General features: G+C 33.5%; 12 protein-coding genes and 1 pseudogene. All 13 read right to left on the bottom strand.

From position 1 onward, the window contains the following. Positions 1–1,539 precede the first annotated feature (1,539 nt). Positions 1,540–2,007, bottom strand: coding sequence for a hypothetical protein (locus tag VLC96_RS12300; RefSeq protein WP_325263308.1), 468 nt, complete (start codon positions 2,005–2,007; stop codon positions 1,540–1,542). Between the two features lie 728 nt (positions 2,008–2,735). Continuing rightward, positions 2,736–3,779, bottom strand: coding sequence for a tyrosine-type recombinase/integrase (locus VLC96_RS12295; RefSeq protein WP_325263306.1), 1,044 nt, complete (start codon positions 3,777–3,779; stop codon positions 2,736–2,738). 699 nt (positions 3,780–4,478) lie between these two features. After that, positions 4,479–5,654, bottom strand: coding sequence for an L-lactate MFS transporter (locus VLC96_RS12290; protein WP_325263303.1), 1,176 nt, complete (start codon positions 5,652–5,654; stop codon positions 4,479–4,481). Between the two features lie 29 nt (positions 5,655–5,683). Next, a complete protein-coding gene (gene pflA, locus VLC96_RS12285; RefSeq protein ID WP_325263300.1) occupies positions 5,684–6,466 on the bottom strand; it encodes a pyruvate formate-lyase-activating protein in 783 nt (260 codons plus the stop codon). Between the two features lie 100 nt (positions 6,467–6,566). Next, positions 6,567–8,801, bottom strand: a complete 2,235-nt coding sequence (gene pflB / locus VLC96_RS12280) for a formate C-acetyltransferase (protein ID WP_325263299.1) — start codon at positions 8,799–8,801, stop codon at positions 6,567–6,569. Positions 8,802–9,191: 390 nt separating this feature from the next. Then, positions 9,192–9,389: pseudogene (locus VLC96_RS12275) on the bottom strand (DinB superfamily protein); the annotation flags it as partial. A 36-nt stretch (positions 9,390–9,425) separates the two neighbouring features. Further along, positions 9,426–9,644, bottom strand: a complete 219-nt coding sequence (locus VLC96_RS12270; RefSeq protein WP_325263297.1) for a hypothetical protein — start codon at positions 9,642–9,644, stop codon at positions 9,426–9,428. After that, the gene (locus VLC96_RS12265) at positions 9,644–10,117 is read right to left on the bottom strand and encodes a nuclear transport factor 2 family protein (protein WP_325263295.1); all 474 of its coding nucleotides are present in this window, start codon (positions 10,115–10,117) and stop codon (positions 9,644–9,646) included. Before VLC96_RS12265 ends, VLC96_RS12270 begins: the two co-directional genes overlap by 1 nt. 85 nt (positions 10,118–10,202) lie before the next feature. Continuing rightward, positions 10,203–10,883: a peptidoglycan DD-metalloendopeptidase family protein gene (locus VLC96_RS12260; RefSeq protein ID WP_325263294.1), complete on the bottom strand. Its 681-nt coding sequence runs from the start codon at positions 10,881–10,883 to the stop codon at positions 10,203–10,205. 81 nt (positions 10,884–10,964) lie between these two features. Next, the gene (locus VLC96_RS12255; RefSeq protein ID WP_325263292.1) at positions 10,965–13,373 is read right to left on the bottom strand and encodes an alpha-ketoacid dehydrogenase subunit alpha/beta; all 2,409 of its coding nucleotides are present in this window, start codon (positions 13,371–13,373) and stop codon (positions 10,965–10,967) included. A 186-nt stretch (positions 13,374–13,559) separates the two neighbouring features. Continuing rightward, positions 13,560–16,385 carry a gluzincin family metallopeptidase gene (locus VLC96_RS12250; protein ID WP_325263291.1) on the bottom strand — a complete coding sequence of 942 codons (2,826 nt, stop codon included), beginning with the start codon at positions 16,383–16,385 and terminating at the stop codon, positions 13,560–13,562. A gap of 140 nt (positions 16,386–16,525) precedes the next feature. Beyond that, entirely contained in the window at positions 16,526–17,254 is a 729-nt protein-coding gene (locus VLC96_RS12245) for an LOG family protein (protein WP_325263290.1), read from the bottom strand. Between the two features lie 242 nt (positions 17,255–17,496). Further along, positions 17,497–20,328, bottom strand: a complete 2,832-nt coding sequence (gene uvrA / locus VLC96_RS12240; RefSeq protein WP_325263288.1) for an excinuclease ABC subunit UvrA — start codon at positions 20,326–20,328, stop codon at positions 17,497–17,499. Positions 20,329–20,341: the final 13 nt, after the last annotated feature.

Genomic DNA, 20,341 nt, shown 5'->3' with positions numbered 1-20,341 from the left:
GGTTGTTTTGTCGAAATTACGTTTTAACCGCAAATTTTTCACGCTTCTGTTGGCAGATTCCAACTTTCACGTTTCCGCTTTTTCGCTTGCAATTTTCGGCGTATTTTTTCAATTATTTTCTTTTTAATTTCTGCGCAAAACTTTGAACGTTTCTGTTTTTGCGCTTCTGCTTTTCAGATTCCAATTTTCACGCTTCTGTTGGCAGTTCCAACTTTCACGTTTCAGATTTTCGTCAGTTTATTGTCAGATTCCGATTTTCCGATTTCTGTTGGCGATTCCAACTTTCACGCTTCTGCTTTGTAAGTTTTCTGCGGGAACAAATGGTTATTTTCAGATTATTTTCTTCTGCGTAATTTCGGCTTCAACTGCCCCATAACGTCTTGGTACTACAGCGGGTTTGGGACTAAATTAAGCCCATTCTTCGGATTTGCCAAATCATCCCAAATATAAACCAACTTTCAATTAAGCCAAATGCCCAAATCCGTTGTAGTAGCTGTTAGGCTGGGTTGCGACACGCCTGTTGAGCACGTCCGATTTGACATTCCAATTATCGATTTCAATTTCAGAAAGCTTTTCCGCCTTTGGATTTCCGCTCCAAATAGTTTTCGCTTTTTAATTTCAAACTTCAGTTAAATCTCAAAAAAAAAAACGACAAAAAAAATTCCGCTTTCGGTTTTCCATAAAGCGGTTCACGTTTGTTTGTCCGCAACAATTAAACATCGAATTTCGGCTTCGATTTCGGTCAGCCTGGTTTCAGTTTCATTAAATCCTTTTCTTCGCTAAAATGCCTAATTAAAACCCTCTGCTTCTCGTCAACGGAGCAATCGAGCCTAACGTCTTGGCACTACAGCGGGTTTGGGACTAAATTAAGCCCTATTTTCGGATTAGCCAAATCATCCCAAATACAAAACCATTTTTCCATCAAGCCCAATGCCCAAATCCGTTGTAGTGGCTGTTACCAGCTGGTTGTTTCTGGCCGATATTCCTAATTATTAATCGATTCTAATCCTATTTTTGGCTGGCTCAAAACCTAATTCTTGCCCAAATCCTGGCTAAATTTCATTCCCTTTTTTCGTTTCAATTTCGCAATCAAAACGATTGTTTTTATTTTCAAAGAAAACGTCAATATTTAAGTTTCAGTTTTCCCGATTCAATTTAAAATTCCAATTTTCAAGTTCCGCTTTTCAGATTCAGTTTAGAACCTCCAAAATTCAAGTTTTTGCTTTTCAAGTTTCGTTTTTCAGATTCAGTTTGGCAACTCCAATTTTCAAGTTTTGTTTTTCAAGTTCTAATTAAAACTCCAATTTTAAATTTCTGTATTTCGATTTCGGCGCAACTTTACGCTTTTAAAAAACGTGATTTTAGATGAAATGCTCTTTTTCAACTAGCTGGTAACGTCCCGCTACTACAGCGGGTTTGGGACTAAATTAAGCCCATTCCTCGGATTTGCCAAATCATCACAGATACAAAACCATCTTTCCATTAAGCCTATTGCCCAAATCCGTTGTAGTAGCTGTTGTATGCTGTGTTTTTTATATTCTAAAATTTGTATTTATCTAATTCTATCGCTTCGTCAAAGTGATTCTTAAATTTTTCTGATAATTCTGCATTTTTAAATTTTACGATTGTATATGAACTATCCCAAGCAGTTATTTCAAAAATTGCGTTTTCAACTTGAAATTTGTCATTCTTCCAAACGTTATCATTTCCCTCAACGAAAGGAAAGTTTTCTTTATCAAATTTCGGATTTTGAGACTTTTTTATGGCAGAAATTACGCCCCAAATAATTTGAATATTTGATTCGATTATTTTTTTAAAATTTTCGGAAGAAAGTATTGAATAATTTTCACGGAAGTCAATAGGGAGTTCTTGTTTTGAAAAATTCACAACGTCTAAATCTGATACTAACCAATTAAATTCTGATATGTCTATCCACGACGAATCTAAAAGATTATTTAGATTTGTATGACAATACAATTTCTTCGTGCTTCTAATTATCCAATTCAAATTTTCTCTTTATTAACTTCTGTTCTTTTAACATAGCATACAACGTCTTGGCACTACAGCGGGTTTGGGACTAAATTAAGCCCAATTCTCGGACTTGCCAAATCATCCCAAATACAAAACCATCTTTCCATTAAGCCCAATGCCCAAATCCGTTGTAGTGGCTGTTATAGGCTGGTTGTTTCTGGCCGATATTCCTAATTGTTAATCGATTTTCAGCCTAACTTTGGCCGATAAAAAACCTAGTTCTTGCCCAAATCCTGGCTAAATTTTATTCCCTTTTTTCGTTTCAATTTCGCAATCAAAACGATTGTTTTTATTCTCAAAGAAAACTTCAATTTTTACGTTTCAGTTTTCGCGATTTAATTTAAAATTCCGATTTTGAAGTTCCGCTTAAAAACTCCGAAATTCAAGCTTGGTTTTTAAGTTTCTGCTTTTCAAGTTCTGCATTTCAGATTCAGAATAGAAACTCCAATTTTCAAGTTCAGCTTTTCAAGTTTGCTTCGCCTGTTCGCTTTCGCTCGGGTCTGCTTTCAAATTCTAAAATCAAATTCCAATTTCGGCGTAACTTTCGGCTTTTAAAAAACGTGTTTTTAAATGAAAAGCTCTTTTTCAACTAGCCTATAACTAGTATATACTCGCTACACTGTAGCGTATATATACCAAACTGAGCGGTAGATAGGCGCTATAAAGTAGCCGTTTTGTAATGTTGCTAATATATACATAAAAAGTTACAAATCATCAAATGGACTTTTTATTTGTTGTATGTTTTTTGTACTTACGTGTGTATAAATTTCTGTTGTTTTACAGCTATTGTGTCCCAAGAGCTCTTGAATGTATCTTAAGTCGGTTCCGCTTTCAAGCAAATGTGTGGCATAACTATGTCTTAACCAATGGAGAGTAACTGGTTTGGTTATTTTTGTCTTATTTAAGGCTTGTTTTAGAACTTGTTGTAAACTTCTGGCATCATACGGATTCCCTGGTTTATTGCCTTCAAATAAATAAGTTTTGGGTTTGTATAATGTGTAATAGGTTCGAAGCATCTCAAGAACTTTTGGACTTAATGGAGTAATGCGGTCTTTTTTACCTTTTGAATTTTTAAGCAAAACTATATTACGTTTCGAATCAATATGTACGGGTTGTAAAGCTAGTAATTCACCACATCGCAATCCGCAACTATAAATCATGCTTAACATTGTTTTGTGTTTAATGTTGGAGTGAGCATTTAGTATCAATTTTACCTCTTCTTTGCTTAATACATTGGGCAATACTTTTTCTCTTTTTGGACGATGAATTTTATCAATTTCTATTTTGGTTTCCAAAACGGTTGCAAAAAATAGTTTAATGGCATTTGCAACTTGGTTTTGGTAGGATGCAGATAGATTATTTTTGAGTATGAATTCATTATTATATACAACTATATCTTCATTGGTAATTGTTGCAATTGATTTTTCTCTATAAAAAATCAAGAACGATTTTAAAGCTTCGCTATAAGTAGAAATAGTACTTTCACTGTAACGTTTGGATTTGAGCCATTGCTTAAATTTTGTGATATTTTCTATTCCTTCAGGCGATGGAATAGAATGGGGAAGGGGTACAACTTTGAATCGAATTCGGTTTACTTCATTATCAGGGACGTGCCAAGCTTTTAGGGTTTGACTCCATTTTGCACCTTCAAATTGTTTTATACGGTCTATCAATTGTATATTCTTTTCGAAATAAATAGCGATTCTTTGCTCGTTTTTATGATATATTATTTTTGATGACCAATTCATATTACTTTGATTTTGTATTTAAAGTAAATATACGAATTTTCTGTATTTATTAATAATTATCTGGTTCCGAATAAAATTAAAAAGTAATTAAGATTAATCATTATAATTGTTAATTAGTTTGTTGTTTTTTGTACAATGCATAGTCGGAAAATAGTTTTCCATAGATTTGATAAGCTTTAAAGGCTGACTTTAGTATGATTGCAAATAAATGAAAAAAGATGAATTAATATCTATTGTTGTAATGATCTTGTCAGCTGCGTGAGGGATAGAAGCAAACTACCGAAGTAGTGCGGATAGCCCGACCGCGTTGAGTAAAGGGGCTTTATGAACACTGCTATATGTAAGCCCCTTTGCTCAACGGGGTCACGCCCAAAAGAACTTTATTAAAATTGATTAACTTTCTAATCTTTCTTAGACAGACTTATACAAATAAAAGAGGCTATCTAAATTAGACAGCCTCAAATTTTTTATACTCACGCGTTGGGCGAAATTATTTTTTACCACATAGAAACATAGAATTTATAGTTTTAAAAAAAAGAGTTTGATAACCGTTTCACTTCTCACATAGATTGACTATGTGGAAAATAGTGCTATTTCTATTCGTTCTTTAATGATTTGCTATTAAATCTATGTTTCTATGTGGTTAATTTTCATTTTTAGAATTTCAACCAACGGGTTTATACGATTATTATTTAAAACTTAAGCAATAACAGGTTTTTGCAAAAGCGTTTTTAACCATAATCCAACTAGTAAAGAAACTAATAACAATCCGGCAAATAAATAAAATATTGAAATATCCGCCGTTAGACCTAATAATAATGGACCAACAAATGCAGCAGCCGACCAAGCTGTTAAAGTGTAACCAAGAACAGGGCCATATTTATCAGCTCCAAAAATTTCTTTTACAAAAGAAGGCATAGTTGCAAAACCGGCGCCATATCCTGCAATAATGATATAGGTTAAGGTTTGGAATGAAATTGAATTGGTTGCGAATGTTGGGATTAAAGCAAAACAAATAGCATTGATTCCAAGGAAAATCATAAAGGTTTTCCAACAACCAATTTTGTCTGAAATACTAGACCAGAATAAACGACCAATTCCGTTAAATAATCCTATGATTGCAACAAACAAAGTTGCTTGAGCAGTATCCATTCCGACAACTTCTTCTCCAAGAACAGCAGCTTTTGAAATGATTCCAATTCCACCGCAAACATTTAAAAATAATATAAACCACAAAGCAATGAAACGTTTGTCTGTAAGGATTTCTTTTGCAGTAAGATCGACATGAGCATGGTGATGATCAGTGGTAGTTTCAGGATTAGCCAAATATAATGCGCTTAATAGCATACAAATTCCGTAAGCAATTCCAAGGATTAAAAACGCATTGGTCAATCCTACTGAAGCGTACAAACCGCTAATTAAAAATGACGCCAGCAAGGAACCTAAGGCAAATGACATAATAATAATCCCTGAAGCCAAACCTGGTTTATCAGGAAACCATTTTACAACAGTATAAACGGGTACGATATATCCAAATCCTAAACCAATTCCTTGTAAAACACCAAAGGTTAGGTAGAATAGATACATTGAATCAATTTTTACAGCATAAGCGGCACCTAATAACCCTATTGCTAAAAATACTGTTGCAATTAATCCACCTTTTTTTGGACCTATTTTTTGAGCAAATTTACCCATGAAAGCAGCCGTTAACCCCAGAAAGCAAATGGCTAAACTAAAACCTGTTTTGGTATCATGTGCATCCCAGTTTAACTCTTTAGATAAAGGTTCAATCCATTTGCTATAGGCGTAAATAGATCCTATTGATAGTTGCATAATCATTCCTGCTAATACTATCAAATATTTATTTTTTGACATGATTGTGAATTCTAAAATTTATAAATTGTTTATTTTATTTTTACATTTTTAAAATAAAGCTTGAAGATTTCGGCAGCTTTGTTTACTTCCTCTTTTGTGTGTGGAATGGTGTCTGCCAATTGATATTCCATTCCTAACATTTCCCATTTATGTTTTCCTAACTGATGAAAAGGAATAATTTCGACTTTTTCAACAGTTTTATATGAAGTAAAATGCTTTCCCCATTCATGTAAGTATTCCTCTTGGTCACTCCAACCTGGAACTAATACATAACGTAACCACATTGGTTTGCCTGTACTTTCTCTGTATTCAGCAACTCGCAATGTTGTTTTGTTTTTTAGTCCTGTTAGTTTTTTATGCCATTCTTTGTTGATGTGTTTGACATCTAAGAGTAACAAATCGGTTCTTTCCAATAGTTGTTCTGTTTTGGAATCCAAAACTCTTCCATTAGAATCAAGGCAAGTGTTGATCCCATTTTCGTGCAAACGGTCAAAAAAAGTAATCAGTTTTTCGCGTTGCAACAAGGGTTCACCACCAGAGACTGTTACACCTCCTTTTTTTCCAAAATACGTTTTTTGATGTATTGCTTTATCTACTAATTCTTCTATTGGTATAAAAGAGCCACCATGAATATCCAACGTATCTGGATTTTGACAATACAAACATCTGAATTGACAACCTTGAGCAAAAACTACCATCCTGATTCCAGGACCATCATGTGTTCCTAATGTTTCGATGGAATGAATTCGCAGTAAGTCTGGATTATGAGCATCGATTGAATCGTCTGTTAGTTGTTGCTGTGGAAAATACATACAAAAGAAGGGTTTAAAAAAAACCTGTCTAAAATGATACTTAAAAAGTTTTTAGACAGGTTTTCGAGTTTATTTCAAAATTAAAAATTTTGTTTCAAGTTTACATTGTTTCGTGGAAAGTTCTTGTAATAACTTCCAATTGGTGTGCTTTTGACAATCTTACGAAGTTCACTGCATATCCAGAAACTCTAATAGTTAATTGAGGATAATTTTCTGGGTGTTCGTATGCATCCATTAGTGTTTCTTTATCCAAAACATTCACGTTTAAGTGGTGTGCATTTCTTGCAAAATAACCGTCCATGATACCCACTAAATTGGTGATTTGCTCTTCTTTGTCAGACCCTAAAGATTTTGGCACCATACTAAAAGTATTAGAGATACCATCTTGAGCATCTTCATAACTTAATTTACTTACTGAGTTTAATGAAGCAATAGCACCATTTACATCTCTACCATGCATTGGGTTTGCTCCTGGAGCGAAAGCTTCACCAGCTTTACGTCCGTCCGGAGTAGATCCTGTATTAGAACCATACATCACATTTGAAGTAATAGTCAATAGTGATAGAGTAGGAGTAGCATCTTTATAAGCTCTGTGTTTTCTTAATTCAGCAATAAAGATTTTAGTAATTTCCTGTGCAATGCTGTCAACTCTGTCATCATCATTACCATATTTAGGGAAATCACCTTCGATGTTGAAATCTACAGTTAATCCGATATCGTTTCTTACTGGAGTCACTTTAGCATATTTAATTGCAGAAAGTGAATCGGCAATGATAGAAATACCAGCAGCACCGTAAGCAATATCAATACCTGGGTCACTATCAACTAAAGCCATTTGAGCTCTTTCATAATAGTATTTGTCGTGCATGTAGTGAATGATGTACATTGATTTTGCATATACTCTTGCAAGTTCAGCCAAAGTAACTTTGAAGCTGTTCATTACAGTATCATAATCAAGAGTACCGTCAGCGATTTGAGGGATGTTTTTAATTACAACTGCCCCTTTATCTTCTTCACGACCTCCATTCAAAGACATTAATAAAGCTTTTGGCAAGTTGGCACGAGCTCCGAAGTGTTGAATTCTTTTTCCAATTTTTTGGTAAGAAACGCAACAAGCGATTCCGTAATCATCAGAACCTCTGTTTGGACGCATCAAATCATCATTTTCATATTGAAGAGATGAAGTATCAATAGATACTTGAGCACAGAAATCTTTAAATCCTTGTGGTAAATTTTGTGACCAAAGAATAGTCAAGTTTGGTTCAGGAGAAGCTCCTAAGTTATAAAGTGTTTGTAAGAAACGGAATGAAGTTTTAGTTACTTTAGTTCTTCCGTCATTGAATTGACCACCAATAGCTTCAGTTACCCAAGTTGGATCTCCACCAAAAATTTCATCATAACTTCCTGGACGCAAGTGACGAACCAAACGCAGTTTCATTACGAATTGGTCAATATATTCTTGTGCTTCTTCTTCGGTAATAAGACCTGCTTTTAAATCATGTTCGATATAAATATCTAAGAAAGAAGATACGTTTCCAAGTGACATTGCAGCTCCGTCTTGTTCTTTTACAGCACTCAAATAAGCTAAGTATGTAAATTGAACAGCTTCATGAGCATTGGTTGCCGGTACAGAAATATCAATGCCATAAGTATGTGCCATTAATTTCATATCCTCCAACGCACTTATTTGAGACGTGATTTCTTCTCTAAGACGTACTTTATGATCTGTCATTTCACCTCCAACAGCAGCAAAATCAGCTTTTTTTGCTTCAATTAAACGATCAACTCCGTAAAGAGCAATTCTTCTAAAATCACCAATAATTCTTCCTCTTGCATAATTATCAGGTAATCCTGTTAATAAGTGTTTAGAACGGAAAGCTCTAATTTCACTATCGTAAGCACTGAAAACAGCCTGATTGTGATCTTTAGCATAATTGAAAATCTTAACCACTTCATCCGAAACTTTTAATCCTCTTTCAGCTAGTGCAGATTGAACCAATTTGATTCCTCCGAAAGGCTTCATAGCTCTTTTTAAAAGTTGGTCTGTCTGTAAACCTACAATAGTTTCATTCTCTTTATTAATGTATCCAGGACCAAATGAGGTTAAATTTGAAATGACATTGGTGTCTATAGCTAAACAACCGTTGTTTTTTCTTTCTTCAAGTAAATTTTCCTTGCAAACATCCCAAAGTTTTTGGGTTCTTTGTGATGGTCCAGACAAAAATTTAGAATCTCCTTCATAAGGACTAACGTTTTGCAATACAAAATCATAAACATCAATTGCTATATTCCAATTTCCTTGTTTAAAAGATAGCGTTTCTGTTGTACTTTTCATTTTTAATCAAATTATATGTTGTTAGTATGAGTTATTTGTTATCAAATAATTTATACCAGTAAATTTAAGGATTTTTAAGATTAGATTGATGTTAATGTTTATTTTTGAATTATGTTTAACATATTAATAATAAGCGGTTTGGTTTGCTCGTTGTTTTGCTTTTTTTGTTGATTATTATTTAAAGCTATTACGTTTTAGAAAGAATTGAAAAAAAATACATTTAGTAGGTTTTTGTTTACTAAAAAAAAATTTTTCGTCGAATTTCGTTACTTCATGATTTTTTTTACTCAAAAAAAGGAAGGTAATTACATTATTTTTATTTAACACCTGACGTAAGAGATAAATTACTCTTTAATCCGTAGTTGAAATGATAAAAATGTAAAATTTATGTTAATTATCTAATAATCCTCGATGGTAATTTATTTGGCCTAAATGATAACTTAAATGTGTTGCCAAATGCATTAATAAATATTCAATAGACGACTTAGATTCAAACACCAGAAAAGGATGCTCTTTTTTTAAATCTGAATCCGTTAATTGATTAAAAGTATGATTTATCATAGTAATTGTTGCTTCGATATTGGCAAGTAGGGTTTCTCTTGGAACATTTTTATCAGAAAACTCTTAGTCACGATTCCTGATGTATCCTGTCTCTCCAATTTGAGCTCCTATATAATTGTTTAAGTTTCCAATTAAGTGTAAACATAGATTTCCGCTTGAGTTTAATATTGATTTCTCTATTTGCCAAATTCTGTCATCGTTATTGTATGATGAAATTTCTAATTTTAATTTATTGAGATCACGAATAAATATGCTTCTTAAAATTTCTATTGTTGTTGTCATTATATATGAGTTTTGTTATATCTTTCTAATGAAGTTTTGGCTTGTTTTTGGATCTGTTTTTGCATAAATCCAGTCCATCCCAATAAATAACCTTTGAATCCAAATGCCTGTTTTGACCATTTCCAAACGTCAAAACTGTCGGTATGTTTTATAATTAATCCATCAGCAAATTGAAATTGAGCAAAAATTCTGTTTACTACCAATCTGTTGGTTTTACTAAAATTATAGGTAGCAATCCATTGAGCAGAACCTAAATAGTCATTTGCCTGAATGTCGGAAAACTCAATTTTAATATTTCCTTTGCTTCTTTCTAATAGCATTTGCCACATTCTGCAAACATCATGGCCGATCAGTTTTCCAAAAACAGGATCTTTAAATTGAATATTTGGATGGTAACATTCACACATTGTTTTTGCATCATTATTACCAAAGGCAGTATAAAATTTTTGTATTAACTCTTCTTTTTCAGTCATTTGATTAGGTTATAAAGTAAAAATACAATTTTTTATAAAATTAAAATACATTTGAAGTTGATAAGAAACTCAACTTGATTTTTATTTATTTAGTGATTTTTAAAAGTAAATTAGGATCAGGACAATTATCCAAATAGTAAGCTAATTTGTTTTTGCTGCAAACTCCAGGGTAATCACCGAGATTGTCTTCAATATTTTTGATAATTTGGAAATGTAAATGAGGAGCATAATCGCCATTTACAGATGCGTCTCCTAAAGAAGCTAATTGTTGACCTTTTGCAAAAAAATCACCAACTTTGAGTGATGAGATACTCTCTCTTGTTAAATGACCATACAAAGTATAAAAAGTGTGATTTTCCAATTGGTGTTCTAATATAATTGTTGGGCCATAATCTCCTAAATTATTGTTGTCTTGAAAACTATGCACTTTGCCATCTAAAGCTGCCAAAACGGGCGTTTCAGCTTTAATCCATAGATCGATTCCAATATGAATATTACGTTCGTCAGAATTGAGATCATTAAAAAAAGTACTTCGCTTATACAAACTTCGATTTTCATTATAGCCACCGTAAGCAACTGTAGCTTTGTTTTTTTTCAAATAAAATTCAATATAAGCTTCAAATTCAATAGCATTGGATTGATTGAGTTGTTTGAGTTCAGTATTTGAATCAGATAAATCTAAAGAGAAATATTGCGAGTAGGGAATAGTACTGTCAATTACTTTGATGTTTTTTAAATCTAAAAATAGCGTTTCTAAGGATGTCATTTAAAAGTGTTTTAGGTTGGAATAAAGATAAAAAAAATCCCAACCTTTTCAGATTGGGATTTTGAATATTACTTTTCTAGATTAATACAATGAAGGAAATTTGGATGGGTTTGCTTCATGCATCATTTCATAAACTTTTTCATAAATATCTTCTGCTGATGGTTTTGAAAAATAATCGCCATCGGTTCCGTAAGCTGGTCTGTGTGCTTTTGCAGATAACGTTTGTGGTTTACTGTCTAAATATTTATAAGCATCTTGTTCTTCAACTATTTGTTGCAAAATAAATGCTGATGCTCCACCTGGGACATCTTCGTCAATAACTAATAATCGATTAGTGTTTTTGATACTTTTTACAATATCATATTTTACATCAAATGGTAGCAAAGATTGTATATCGATAATTTCACAATCAATACCAATTTCAAATAATTCTTTGGCCGCCTGTTCAACTAATCTTAAGGTTGAGCCATATGAAACTAATGTGATGTCTGTTCCTTTTCTCAATGTTTCGACAACGCCAATTGGAGTTTTGAACTCACCGTAATTAGTAGGCATTTTTTCTTTTAAACGATAACCGTTTAAACATTCGATAACCAATGCAGGTTCGTCACATTCTAATAATGAATTGTAAAAACCAGCAGCTTGGGTCATGTTTCGAGGAACTAAAACATGAATTCCTCTAATTGCATTAATTATCATCCCCATTGGCGAACCAGAATGCCAAATGCCTTCTAAACGATGTCCACGAGTACGGATAATCAATGGGGCTTTTTGTTTTCCTACGGTTCTATATTGTAATGTGGCCAAATCGTCACTCATAATTTGGATGGCGTACAACAGGTAATCCAAATATTGAACTTCTGCAATTGGACGCAATCCCCTTAAAGCCATTCCGATTCCCTGACCTAATATTGTGGCTTCGCGAATGCCAACGTCGGCTACACGTAATTCTCCGTATTTTTCCTGCATTCCTTCAAGCCCCTGGTTTACATCACCAATATTTCCGGCATCTTCACCAAAAATTAAGGTCTCTGGATATTTAGTGAAAAGAGCATCAAAATTATCTCTCAGAATCATTCGCCCATCAGTATCTGCAACAGCATCTTTTGTGTATTTTGGCAAAACTTCTTTTACAGAAAGTACATTTTTATCCGATTCAGAATATAAATTACTGCTAAATTTTGGCTGAGTTTTATTGATATAATTGGTAATCCAATTTGATAATTCTGCTTTGTCACTTTCGTTGACTATTAGGCGAAGTGATTTTCTGGCAATTATCATGATCTCCTTTTTCAGAGGTGATTTAATGCTTTTTAGTGTAGAAATATTTTTTAGAATTTCTTCCTTTTTAGCGCTTGTAGCTGATACTCTTTCTAAAATGGCAATTAATTCATTTTGCTCTTCAATAATTGGATTAATAAAAGCAGTCCAAGCTGTTTTTTTGCCTTCAAAAACCTCTTTTTTGGCATCCAAATCTATTGCGTCAAGTTCTTCTGGTGAAGCAATATTGATAGCAATCATCCATAATTTCATTTGACGAATGCAGTCAAATTCTTTTTCCCAAGCCAGACGAGCGGCATTTTTATATCTTTCGTGCGATCCAGAACTAGAGTGACCTTGCGGTTGTGTTAATTGTTGCACATGTATCAAAACAGGTACGTGATTTTCGCGAGCTATTTCGGCAGCTTTTTCATAAGTTGCGATTAAATCTACATAATCCCAACCTTTTACAGTTAAAATTTCAAAGCCGTTAATTCCTTCTTCTCTTTGGTACCCTTTTAATATTTCAGAAATACTTTCTTTTGTAGTTTGATGTCTTGCATGTACCGAAATGCCATATTCATCGTCCCAAACACTCATAACCATTGGAACTTGTAGCACTCCAGCGGCATTTATAGTTTCGAAAAATAATCCTTCAGAAGTACTAGCATTACCGATTGTTCCCCATGCAATTTCATTTCCATCAATAGAGAATTGATCCGCATTTGGGATTCCAGGAACGTTTCTATATATTTTTGAAGCTTGTGCAAGTCCTAATAATCGCGGCATTTGTCCAGCTGTAGGAGAAATATCTGCGCTGGAATTTTTTTGTTGAGTGAGGTTTTTCCAAGATCCGTCTTCGTTCAAGCTGTGGGTTACAAAGTGACCGCCCATTTGCCTTCCAGCTGACATTGGTTCCAATTCAATATCGGTATTACCATATAATCCAGCAAAAAATTGTTCGATAGTCAATTCGCCAATTGCCATCATGAATGTCTGGTCGCGATAATAACCAGAACGAAAGTCTCCGTTTTTAAAACATTTAGCCATGGCTAGCTGAGGGACTTCTTTACCATCACCAAAAATACCAAATTTGGCTTTTCCAGTTAATACTTCCTTACGACCTAATAAGCTACATTCTCTGCTTATTACAGCGATTTTGTAATCATTCAGGACTTCGGTTTTAAAGTCTTCAAATGTTAAACTAGTATCGACTTTCTCTTTTATCATAATTTAAAAGTATAGCTTTAGTGCTGCAAATTTAATTAAAACTATCTATTAAGCATAATACATTTCTGTATTCTTGTGAATTTTTAGCAAATAATTTTTAGTAAAACGAATATATTTTTATTTAATATATAATTTTAAAGTTGATTTTTGGTTAATAATTTAAAATTTTCAACTTTTTATTTTGAATTAAAACCATTTTCGTGTAAAAAGATTAATTAATGATTTTGGATTAAAAACAAAGATAAAACGGATTTTCTCTCCATAATTTTTTTGTGCAGGCTCAAATCCATTGATCGAATACATCGGAAAATACAATTCGAAGTAATCCTGAACTAAGTTTAGACGTATTCCACTGTCGTAAATAAATTCGGTTTGGACTCCTTTATTTTTCACAAAACCAAAATCGGCATAGGCATCCACCCAATCCCAGAGTAGGGAATAACTCAAATTCGTAGTTACCAACCATTTGCTGGCTTCAGATGGGTTTACAAAAGATTTAAAACCTCCCTGTCCGATAATGTATTGCTGGCTTAATATTCCTGTGTCGTCCGATCTTGCATACATAGAATAATCAAATAAATAATCGTTGACGCGAGAAACACCAAAATTATAATTATCGTTGACAGTATTGTCGTAAAGAAAAGTTCCGGCAAAAATTCTGGCATTGAAATATCGGTTGTCATTGAATAATTTTCGATACTCCATTTCGGCAGATATTTTACCAAAATAACTCGCGAATTGAAGATCTGATAAGAATTTCACATGACTCGTAACCTCAGTTTTTATGTTGTAATATTTAAAGTTTAGGATCGAATAATTATCGGTGCTGTCAATTACAATTTTCGATGGCTCTTTGTAAATTATATTATATTTTGCGGTTATGGCTTGTTTTCTATTATCGCGATAGCTGGGCTGTCTTAGCAAAAATGTCATAATTGGATATAATTTCAAATAAGCCGCATCTGAAGCATAATGATAGTAAGAACCATTTAGAGAATAACGGATATTGTATAACTTGCTTTCTCTTAAATACTGATTAAACATCAATGATAAACTACCAATTAATGATTTGGTGTTAATAGAATACATTGGATTGAAAACAAACATAAACGGCTTGTCAAAAATACTATAATTGTATAAGCTAACGCCTGGCGCAAAACCATCGTATTTGTTGTAAAACAGGGTAGGTACGTAGAATAATTGCGAGTAATGCGGGTCTTCGAGATCTTCGAAAAAAGTCATTTTCAGCGGGCGATTTAATGAAACGGCGTGCAATGACGCCCAATTGTTTCGCAGATTAAATTCGGGTACTTCATTGTTATAATTAAGAGCCAGTTTGTTTATGCTTTTTCTTTCGAGTTTAAGTTCTTTGTCTATTTGGTCGGTTTCAAGCCATTTTTTAAAAATAATTTGTTTGTCTCTTATTCCAAAAATTGGCATTGGAACCAATGGAATGCCTTTATTTTTTACGGTAAAAGTTACGCTGTCTTTAGTTTTTGAAACATTATTAAATTTATAATCGATTGTCTCTCTGGTATCAATAATGTAATCAAAAAACCAATCGATATTTTTGGATGTTTTTGATTTTAATAAGTCTTCAAAATCACTTCTACTTGTTTGTTTTTGGGTGTTAAGGCTGTAAAACTGTTTAATTCCAGATAAAACCAATTCATTTCCAAGGTAATCATCAAGATATTTCAAACTTAAGCCTGCTTTGTATTTGTTGGCAATTTGAACATTGTATTTTATCAATACATTTTTAGGAGCATTAAGTGGTTGATCCAGATTTTTTCTTGCCATCAGCATATAATAATAGCTATATTGTTCATTAAAATCTGTTTGCGCCATTTTAAAGCTTCTAAGTAAAAAATATTTAGAAGCCGATCCCATCATTTTACTATTTGGATGATACTGATCGATATAATTCATCATCGTAAAAATTTGCATTCCGTCATAAATCCAATTGTCTTTTCTTGGATCTAATCGCAAGCTATTTTTTAGATAATTATTCAAATAGGTTTTCAAAAATTTTATTTCAAATAAAAAATCTGTGTGAAAAGGACGCATGAATTTCGGCAATTGATTGAGACCGTAGAAAGGATTTTTATCATAATCTCTTTCTGAAATAATTATCTTATCAAAAGGATATTTCCCAATTTGATTGGTGCTAAAATCAACAACTCTTTTTATAATTTGAGCTTTTAGAGAATCATCAAATCTACCTGATTGAATATTCGAAAAAATCTCTATGTTGTCCACTTTGTAACTAGTGTAACTTGATGCTTTTTCGATAATGAGATCAATATCATTTCTATTTTTTCCGATTAATTTAGCATTCGTTTCTTTATCAGTCTGTGCTAAATGCTCAATAGCTAAATCAGTTGTAATGGCAGTTTTTCCATTAATTTTTAAGTCAATATCAAAATCACAATTCGCATTAGCAATGTCATCAAGGTTTTCGTTACTGTATTTTATAAAATCATTATTTTCATAACGCGCTGGTGTAAGAAACCAGTTTTTGAGATGCATACCATATTTTTCAAAATGACCATATCTTGTGAATCTGTCACTGGGAATTTTTTCGGTATACGTAAGATGGATTTTTACTTTTTGCTGTGGATATAATGCTTTATTTAATATAATTGTAATGTAATCCGGATTTTTTTTGGATCGTTCCCAAGTAAAAAAACTTTGATTATCATCTTTAATTATCAAATCGAAAGTTCCTCCGAGATCTTTTGCCGGAGCCATGTGAAACTTATTATAAAACTCGTCTGAAAATCGTTTTCCCAAAGGACTTTTTTTATCAGAAAACGCATTGTTCCAATCATTCAGGACGATAGAAGTCAGCGTATCATTTGATTGGTTAAAAAAAGTGATTTCCTGATCAATTACTAGCACATTCTTATTCATATCCGCAACAACAGTCATCTTGGATTGATGCTGTGCATATTGTTTTTGGGCAACCAATAAAACAATAAGAATTAGGATAATTTTACCGCTAGTTTTCAATCTGGGGTTGTATTAGTTTAATTAATTGTATAAAAGCTAATACAATTTACAAATATTTAAGAAAAGTACAGTATTTCGTGAGATAAAAAGCACCGAAAGCCGTTAAAATCAAAAAGCCGTTTTCAAAACGGCTTTTAATATTAAAAATTAGGACTTAAATCGTATTTCTTGTAGAATTTATTCAGGACTTCAACAACTTCATCTTCAGTGTCTACTATTTTAAATAAGTTCAAATCCTGAGGACTTACGGTGTGTTCTCTTTCGACCAGTACTGTTTTTACCCAATCAATCAAGCCTGACCAAAATGTGGTACCAACTAAAATAATTGGAAATTTGCCTATTTTTTTGGTTTGGATTAAAGTAATGGCTTCAAACATTTCATCCAAAGTTCCAAAACCTCCCGGCATTACTACAAACCCTTGTGAATATTTTACAAACATCACTTTTCGAACAAAGAAATAGTCAAAATTAAGATTCTTATCATGATCAATATACGGATTGAAATGTTGTTCAAAAGGCAATTCAATATTCAATCCTACCGAAGTTCCACCGCCAAGATGTGCTCCTTTATTTCCAGCTTCCATGATTCCAGGACCGCCGCCAGTAATCACTCCATAACCTGCTTTGCTGATTTTATAGGCAATTTTTTCTGCAAGAATATAATATGGATCATCTGGTTTTGTTCTCGCGGAACCGAAAATTGAAACACAAGGACCGATACGTCCCATCGTGTCATATCCATTCACAAACTCGGACATCACTTTAAAAATTCCCCAACTGTCATTGGTTCTTATTTCATTCCAAGTTTTTTGTTTTAAACTATCCTGAATCACTCTGTCTTCTTCATTATCGAAATCTTCTAGTTTCATATATGTTTAGTGTTTTTATTAATTTTATAAGAAGCTAATCCTGCTGTCCACTATATCTTTTGTGCCGAACCCCGGCACAAAAGGATGTCGTTCCCATCAGGGCTAGGGCATTTGGTTTCAAGATTAAAGTAATTGATTCAACAACCAATTATAAAATACTAAGGATATTTATCTTTAAAAACTTCATTATTAATATTGATTTTTAATCCTTTCAAATTTCAAAATACGGCATTGTTCTAAAACTAAGACAACTCTTTTTGCAAAAACTTCGCCGTATAACTTTTCTTGTTTTTTGCTACTTCTTCGGGAGTTCCCTTGGCGACTAATTGTCCGCCACCTTTACCGCCTTCTGGGCCAATGTCGATAATATAGTCTGCAAGTTTGATAACGTCCATGTTGTGTTCAATTATCAAAATCGTGTTTCCTTTGTCAACTAATTTGTTGATGACATCCATCAAAACTCTAATGTCTTCAAAATGTAGTCCTGTCGTTGGTTCATCAAGAATGTAAAAAGTATTTCCAGTATCTTTTTTGGATAATTCTCCAGCCAGTTTTATACGTTGTGCTTCACCACCCGAAAGTGTTGTGCTTTGTTGTCCAAGTGTAATATAGCCTAAACCAACATCCTGAATTGTTTTTACTTTTCGATAAATCTTCGGAATGTTTTCAAAGAAAGGGACAGCTTCATCAACAGTCATATTTAACACATCTGAAATCGATTTTCCTTTATAACGAATTTCTAAAGTTTCTCTGTTAAAACGTTTTCCTTGACAAGTTTCGCATTCAACATAAACATCAGGTAAAAAGTTCATTTCGATAGTACGAACTCCAGAACCTTCGCAGGTTTCGCAACGTCCACCTTTTACATTAAAACTGAAACGTCCCGCTTTATACCCACGAATCATACTCTCAGAAGTCATCGTAAACAGGTTTCTAATTTCGGAGAAAACTTCGGTGTAAGTTGCAGGATTCGAACGTGGTGTTCTTCCTATCGGACTTTGGTCGATATCAATTACTTTGTCAATATGTTCCAAACCTTCAATTTTCTTGTAAGGTTGCGGTTTTTTGACACCATTAAAATAATAGGCATTCAAAATAGGGTAGAGCGTTTCATTAATCAAAGTCGATTTTCCACTGCCTGAAACTCCTGTGACACAAATCATTTTGCCTAAAGGTAATTCAATCGAAACGTTTTTTAAATTATTTCCGGTAGCTCCAGTCAGTTTCAAAAACTTTCCATTTCCTTTGCGTCTTTCTTTCGGAATTTCCAGTTTCATTTTACCGTTCAAATATTGAGCAGTAATTGTATTGGATGCTAAAGTTTCTTTTGGAGTTCCAATGCTAATAATTTCGCCACCATATTTTCCGGCTTTTGGACCAATATCAATTACATAATCGGCTTGCTCAATCATGTCTTTGTCGTGTTCAACCACAATAACAGAGTTTCCAATATCACGCAATTGCTCCAAAGAATGAATCAATTTTTCATTATCTCTTTGGTGTAAACCAATACTCGGTTCGTCCAAAATATACAAAACACCAACCAACTGCGAACCAATTTGCGTGGCTAAACGAATGCGTTGCGCTTCACCACCCGAAAGTGATTTAGAACTTCGGCTTAAAGCCAAATAATTCAAACCTACATTCATCAAAAAAGCCAGTCTGTCGTTGATTTCTTTAACGACTTCACTAGCAATCTTTTTTTGCTTATCGGATAAATGTTTGTCTAAATCTAAAAACCAAGTTGTCAAATCCGAAATATCCATATCGCATAATTGGGATATGTTTTTCTCATAAATTTTAAAATAATTGGCTTCTTTTTTCAACCTAGAGCCTTCACAAACTGGACATTTTACTTCGTCCATGAATTCTTTGGCCCAACGTTTTATGGTTGTAGAGCCGCTTTCGTCATGTTGATTCTTTATGAAATGCGAAATTCCTTCAAATTCAATTTTATATTCTTTGGTTACTCCCAAAACTTTTGATTGGATTGCAAATTTTTCTTTGCCACCGTTCAAAATCATTTGCATAGCTTCTTCAGAAATGGATTCTATAGGGTCTGTCAATTTGAAACCAAATTTTTCACCAATTATCTCTAATTGTTTGAAAATCCAAGAAGCCTTATATTCGCCCAAAGGCGCAAAACCTCCTGCTTTTATTGATAATTTAGGATTCGGAATAATTTTTCCAATATTAATTTCATTAACTGTTCCTAATCCGTTACAATGTTCGCAAGCGCCTTTTGGAGAGTTAAAAGAGAATAAATTAGGCTCCGGATTTTGATACGATATTCCAGTGGAAGGGCACATCAAATTTCGGCTGAAATAGCGAACTTCATTGGTATCTTGGTCTAAAACCATCAAAACATCTTCTCCGTGATGCATCGCTGTATTGATACTTTCGGATAAACGTTTGTCATTCTCTGGTGTGTCTTCAATCACCATTCGATCGACCACAATTTCGATATCGTGGGTTTTATAACGATCCAGTTTCATTCCAGAAACGATGTCTAAGATTTCACCATTTACACGAACTTTTAGAAATCCTTGTTTGGTTATTTGTTGAAATAATTCGGCATAATGTCCTTTTCTGGCACGAATTACAGGCGCCAAAATATTAATTCTTTTGCCAGTAAAATTCTCAATAATAAGTTCTTTTATCTGATCATCAGAATAAGAAACCATTTTTTCGCCAGTATTGTAACTATAAGCGTCTGCGGCACGTGCGTAAAGCAAACGAAGAAAATCATAAATCTCGGTTATAGTTCCCACTGTAGAGCGAGGACTTTTGCTAGTTGTTTTTTGTTCAATGGCAATTACAGGCGAAAGGCCGTCAATTTTATCAACATCCGGACGTTCTAATCCTCCAAGAAATTGTCGGGCGTAAGCCGAAAAAGTTTCTACATAACGACGTTGCCCTTCGGCATAAATGGTATCAAATGCCAAAGATGATTTTCCCGAACCAGATAAACCAGTGATTACGACTAGTTTTTCTCTTGGAATGGAAACGTCTATATTTTTTAGATTGTGTACGCGTGCGCCTTGAACTTCAATCGTATTGTCTGTGTCTAACATAATTTTAGCAAAA

Source organism: Flavobacterium sp. (genome assembly GCF_035456085.1).
Classification (GTDB): domain Bacteria; phylum Bacteroidota; class Bacteroidia; order Flavobacteriales; family Flavobacteriaceae; genus Flavobacterium.
Note: the sequence above shows the minus strand (reverse complement) of the source record. Positions and strands in the feature narration are given on the sequence as shown.

Bases quoted from the DNA above. Each gene is read 5' to 3' on its own strand.
- VLC96_RS12255 (WP_325263292.1), bottom strand. From the start codon at position 13,373: ATGATAAAAGAGAAAGTCGATACTAGTTTAACATTTGAAGACTTTAAA.
- pflB (WP_325263299.1), bottom strand. From the start codon at position 8,801: ATGAAAAGTACAACAGAAACGCTATCTTTTAAACAAGGAAATTGGAAT.
- VLC96_RS12245 (WP_325263290.1), bottom strand. From the start codon at position 17,254: ATGAAACTAGAAGATTTCGATAATGAAGAAGACAGAGTGATTCAGGAT.
- VLC96_RS12260 (WP_325263294.1), bottom strand. From the start codon at position 10,883: ATGACATCCTTAGAAACGCTATTTTTAGATTTAAAAAACATCAAAGTA.
- VLC96_RS12265 (WP_325263295.1), bottom strand. From the start codon at position 10,117: ATGACTGAAAAAGAAGAGTTAATACAAAAATTTTATACTGCCTTTGGT.
- VLC96_RS12295 (WP_325263306.1), bottom strand. From the start codon at position 3,779: ATGAATTGGTCATCAAAAATAATATATCATAAAAACGAGCAAAGAATC.
- VLC96_RS12290 (WP_325263303.1), bottom strand. From the start codon at position 5,654: ATGTCAAAAAATAAATATTTGATAGTATTAGCAGGAATGATTATGCAA.
- pflA (WP_325263300.1), bottom strand. From the start codon at position 6,466: ATGTATTTTCCACAGCAACAACTAACAGACGATTCAATCGATGCTCAT.
- VLC96_RS12270 (WP_325263297.1), bottom strand. From the start codon at position 9,644: ATGACAACAACAATAGAAATTTTAAGAAGCATATTTATTCGTGATCTC.
- uvrA (WP_325263288.1), bottom strand. From the start codon at position 20,328: ATGTTAGACACAGACAATACGATTGAAGTTCAAGGCGCACGCGTACAC.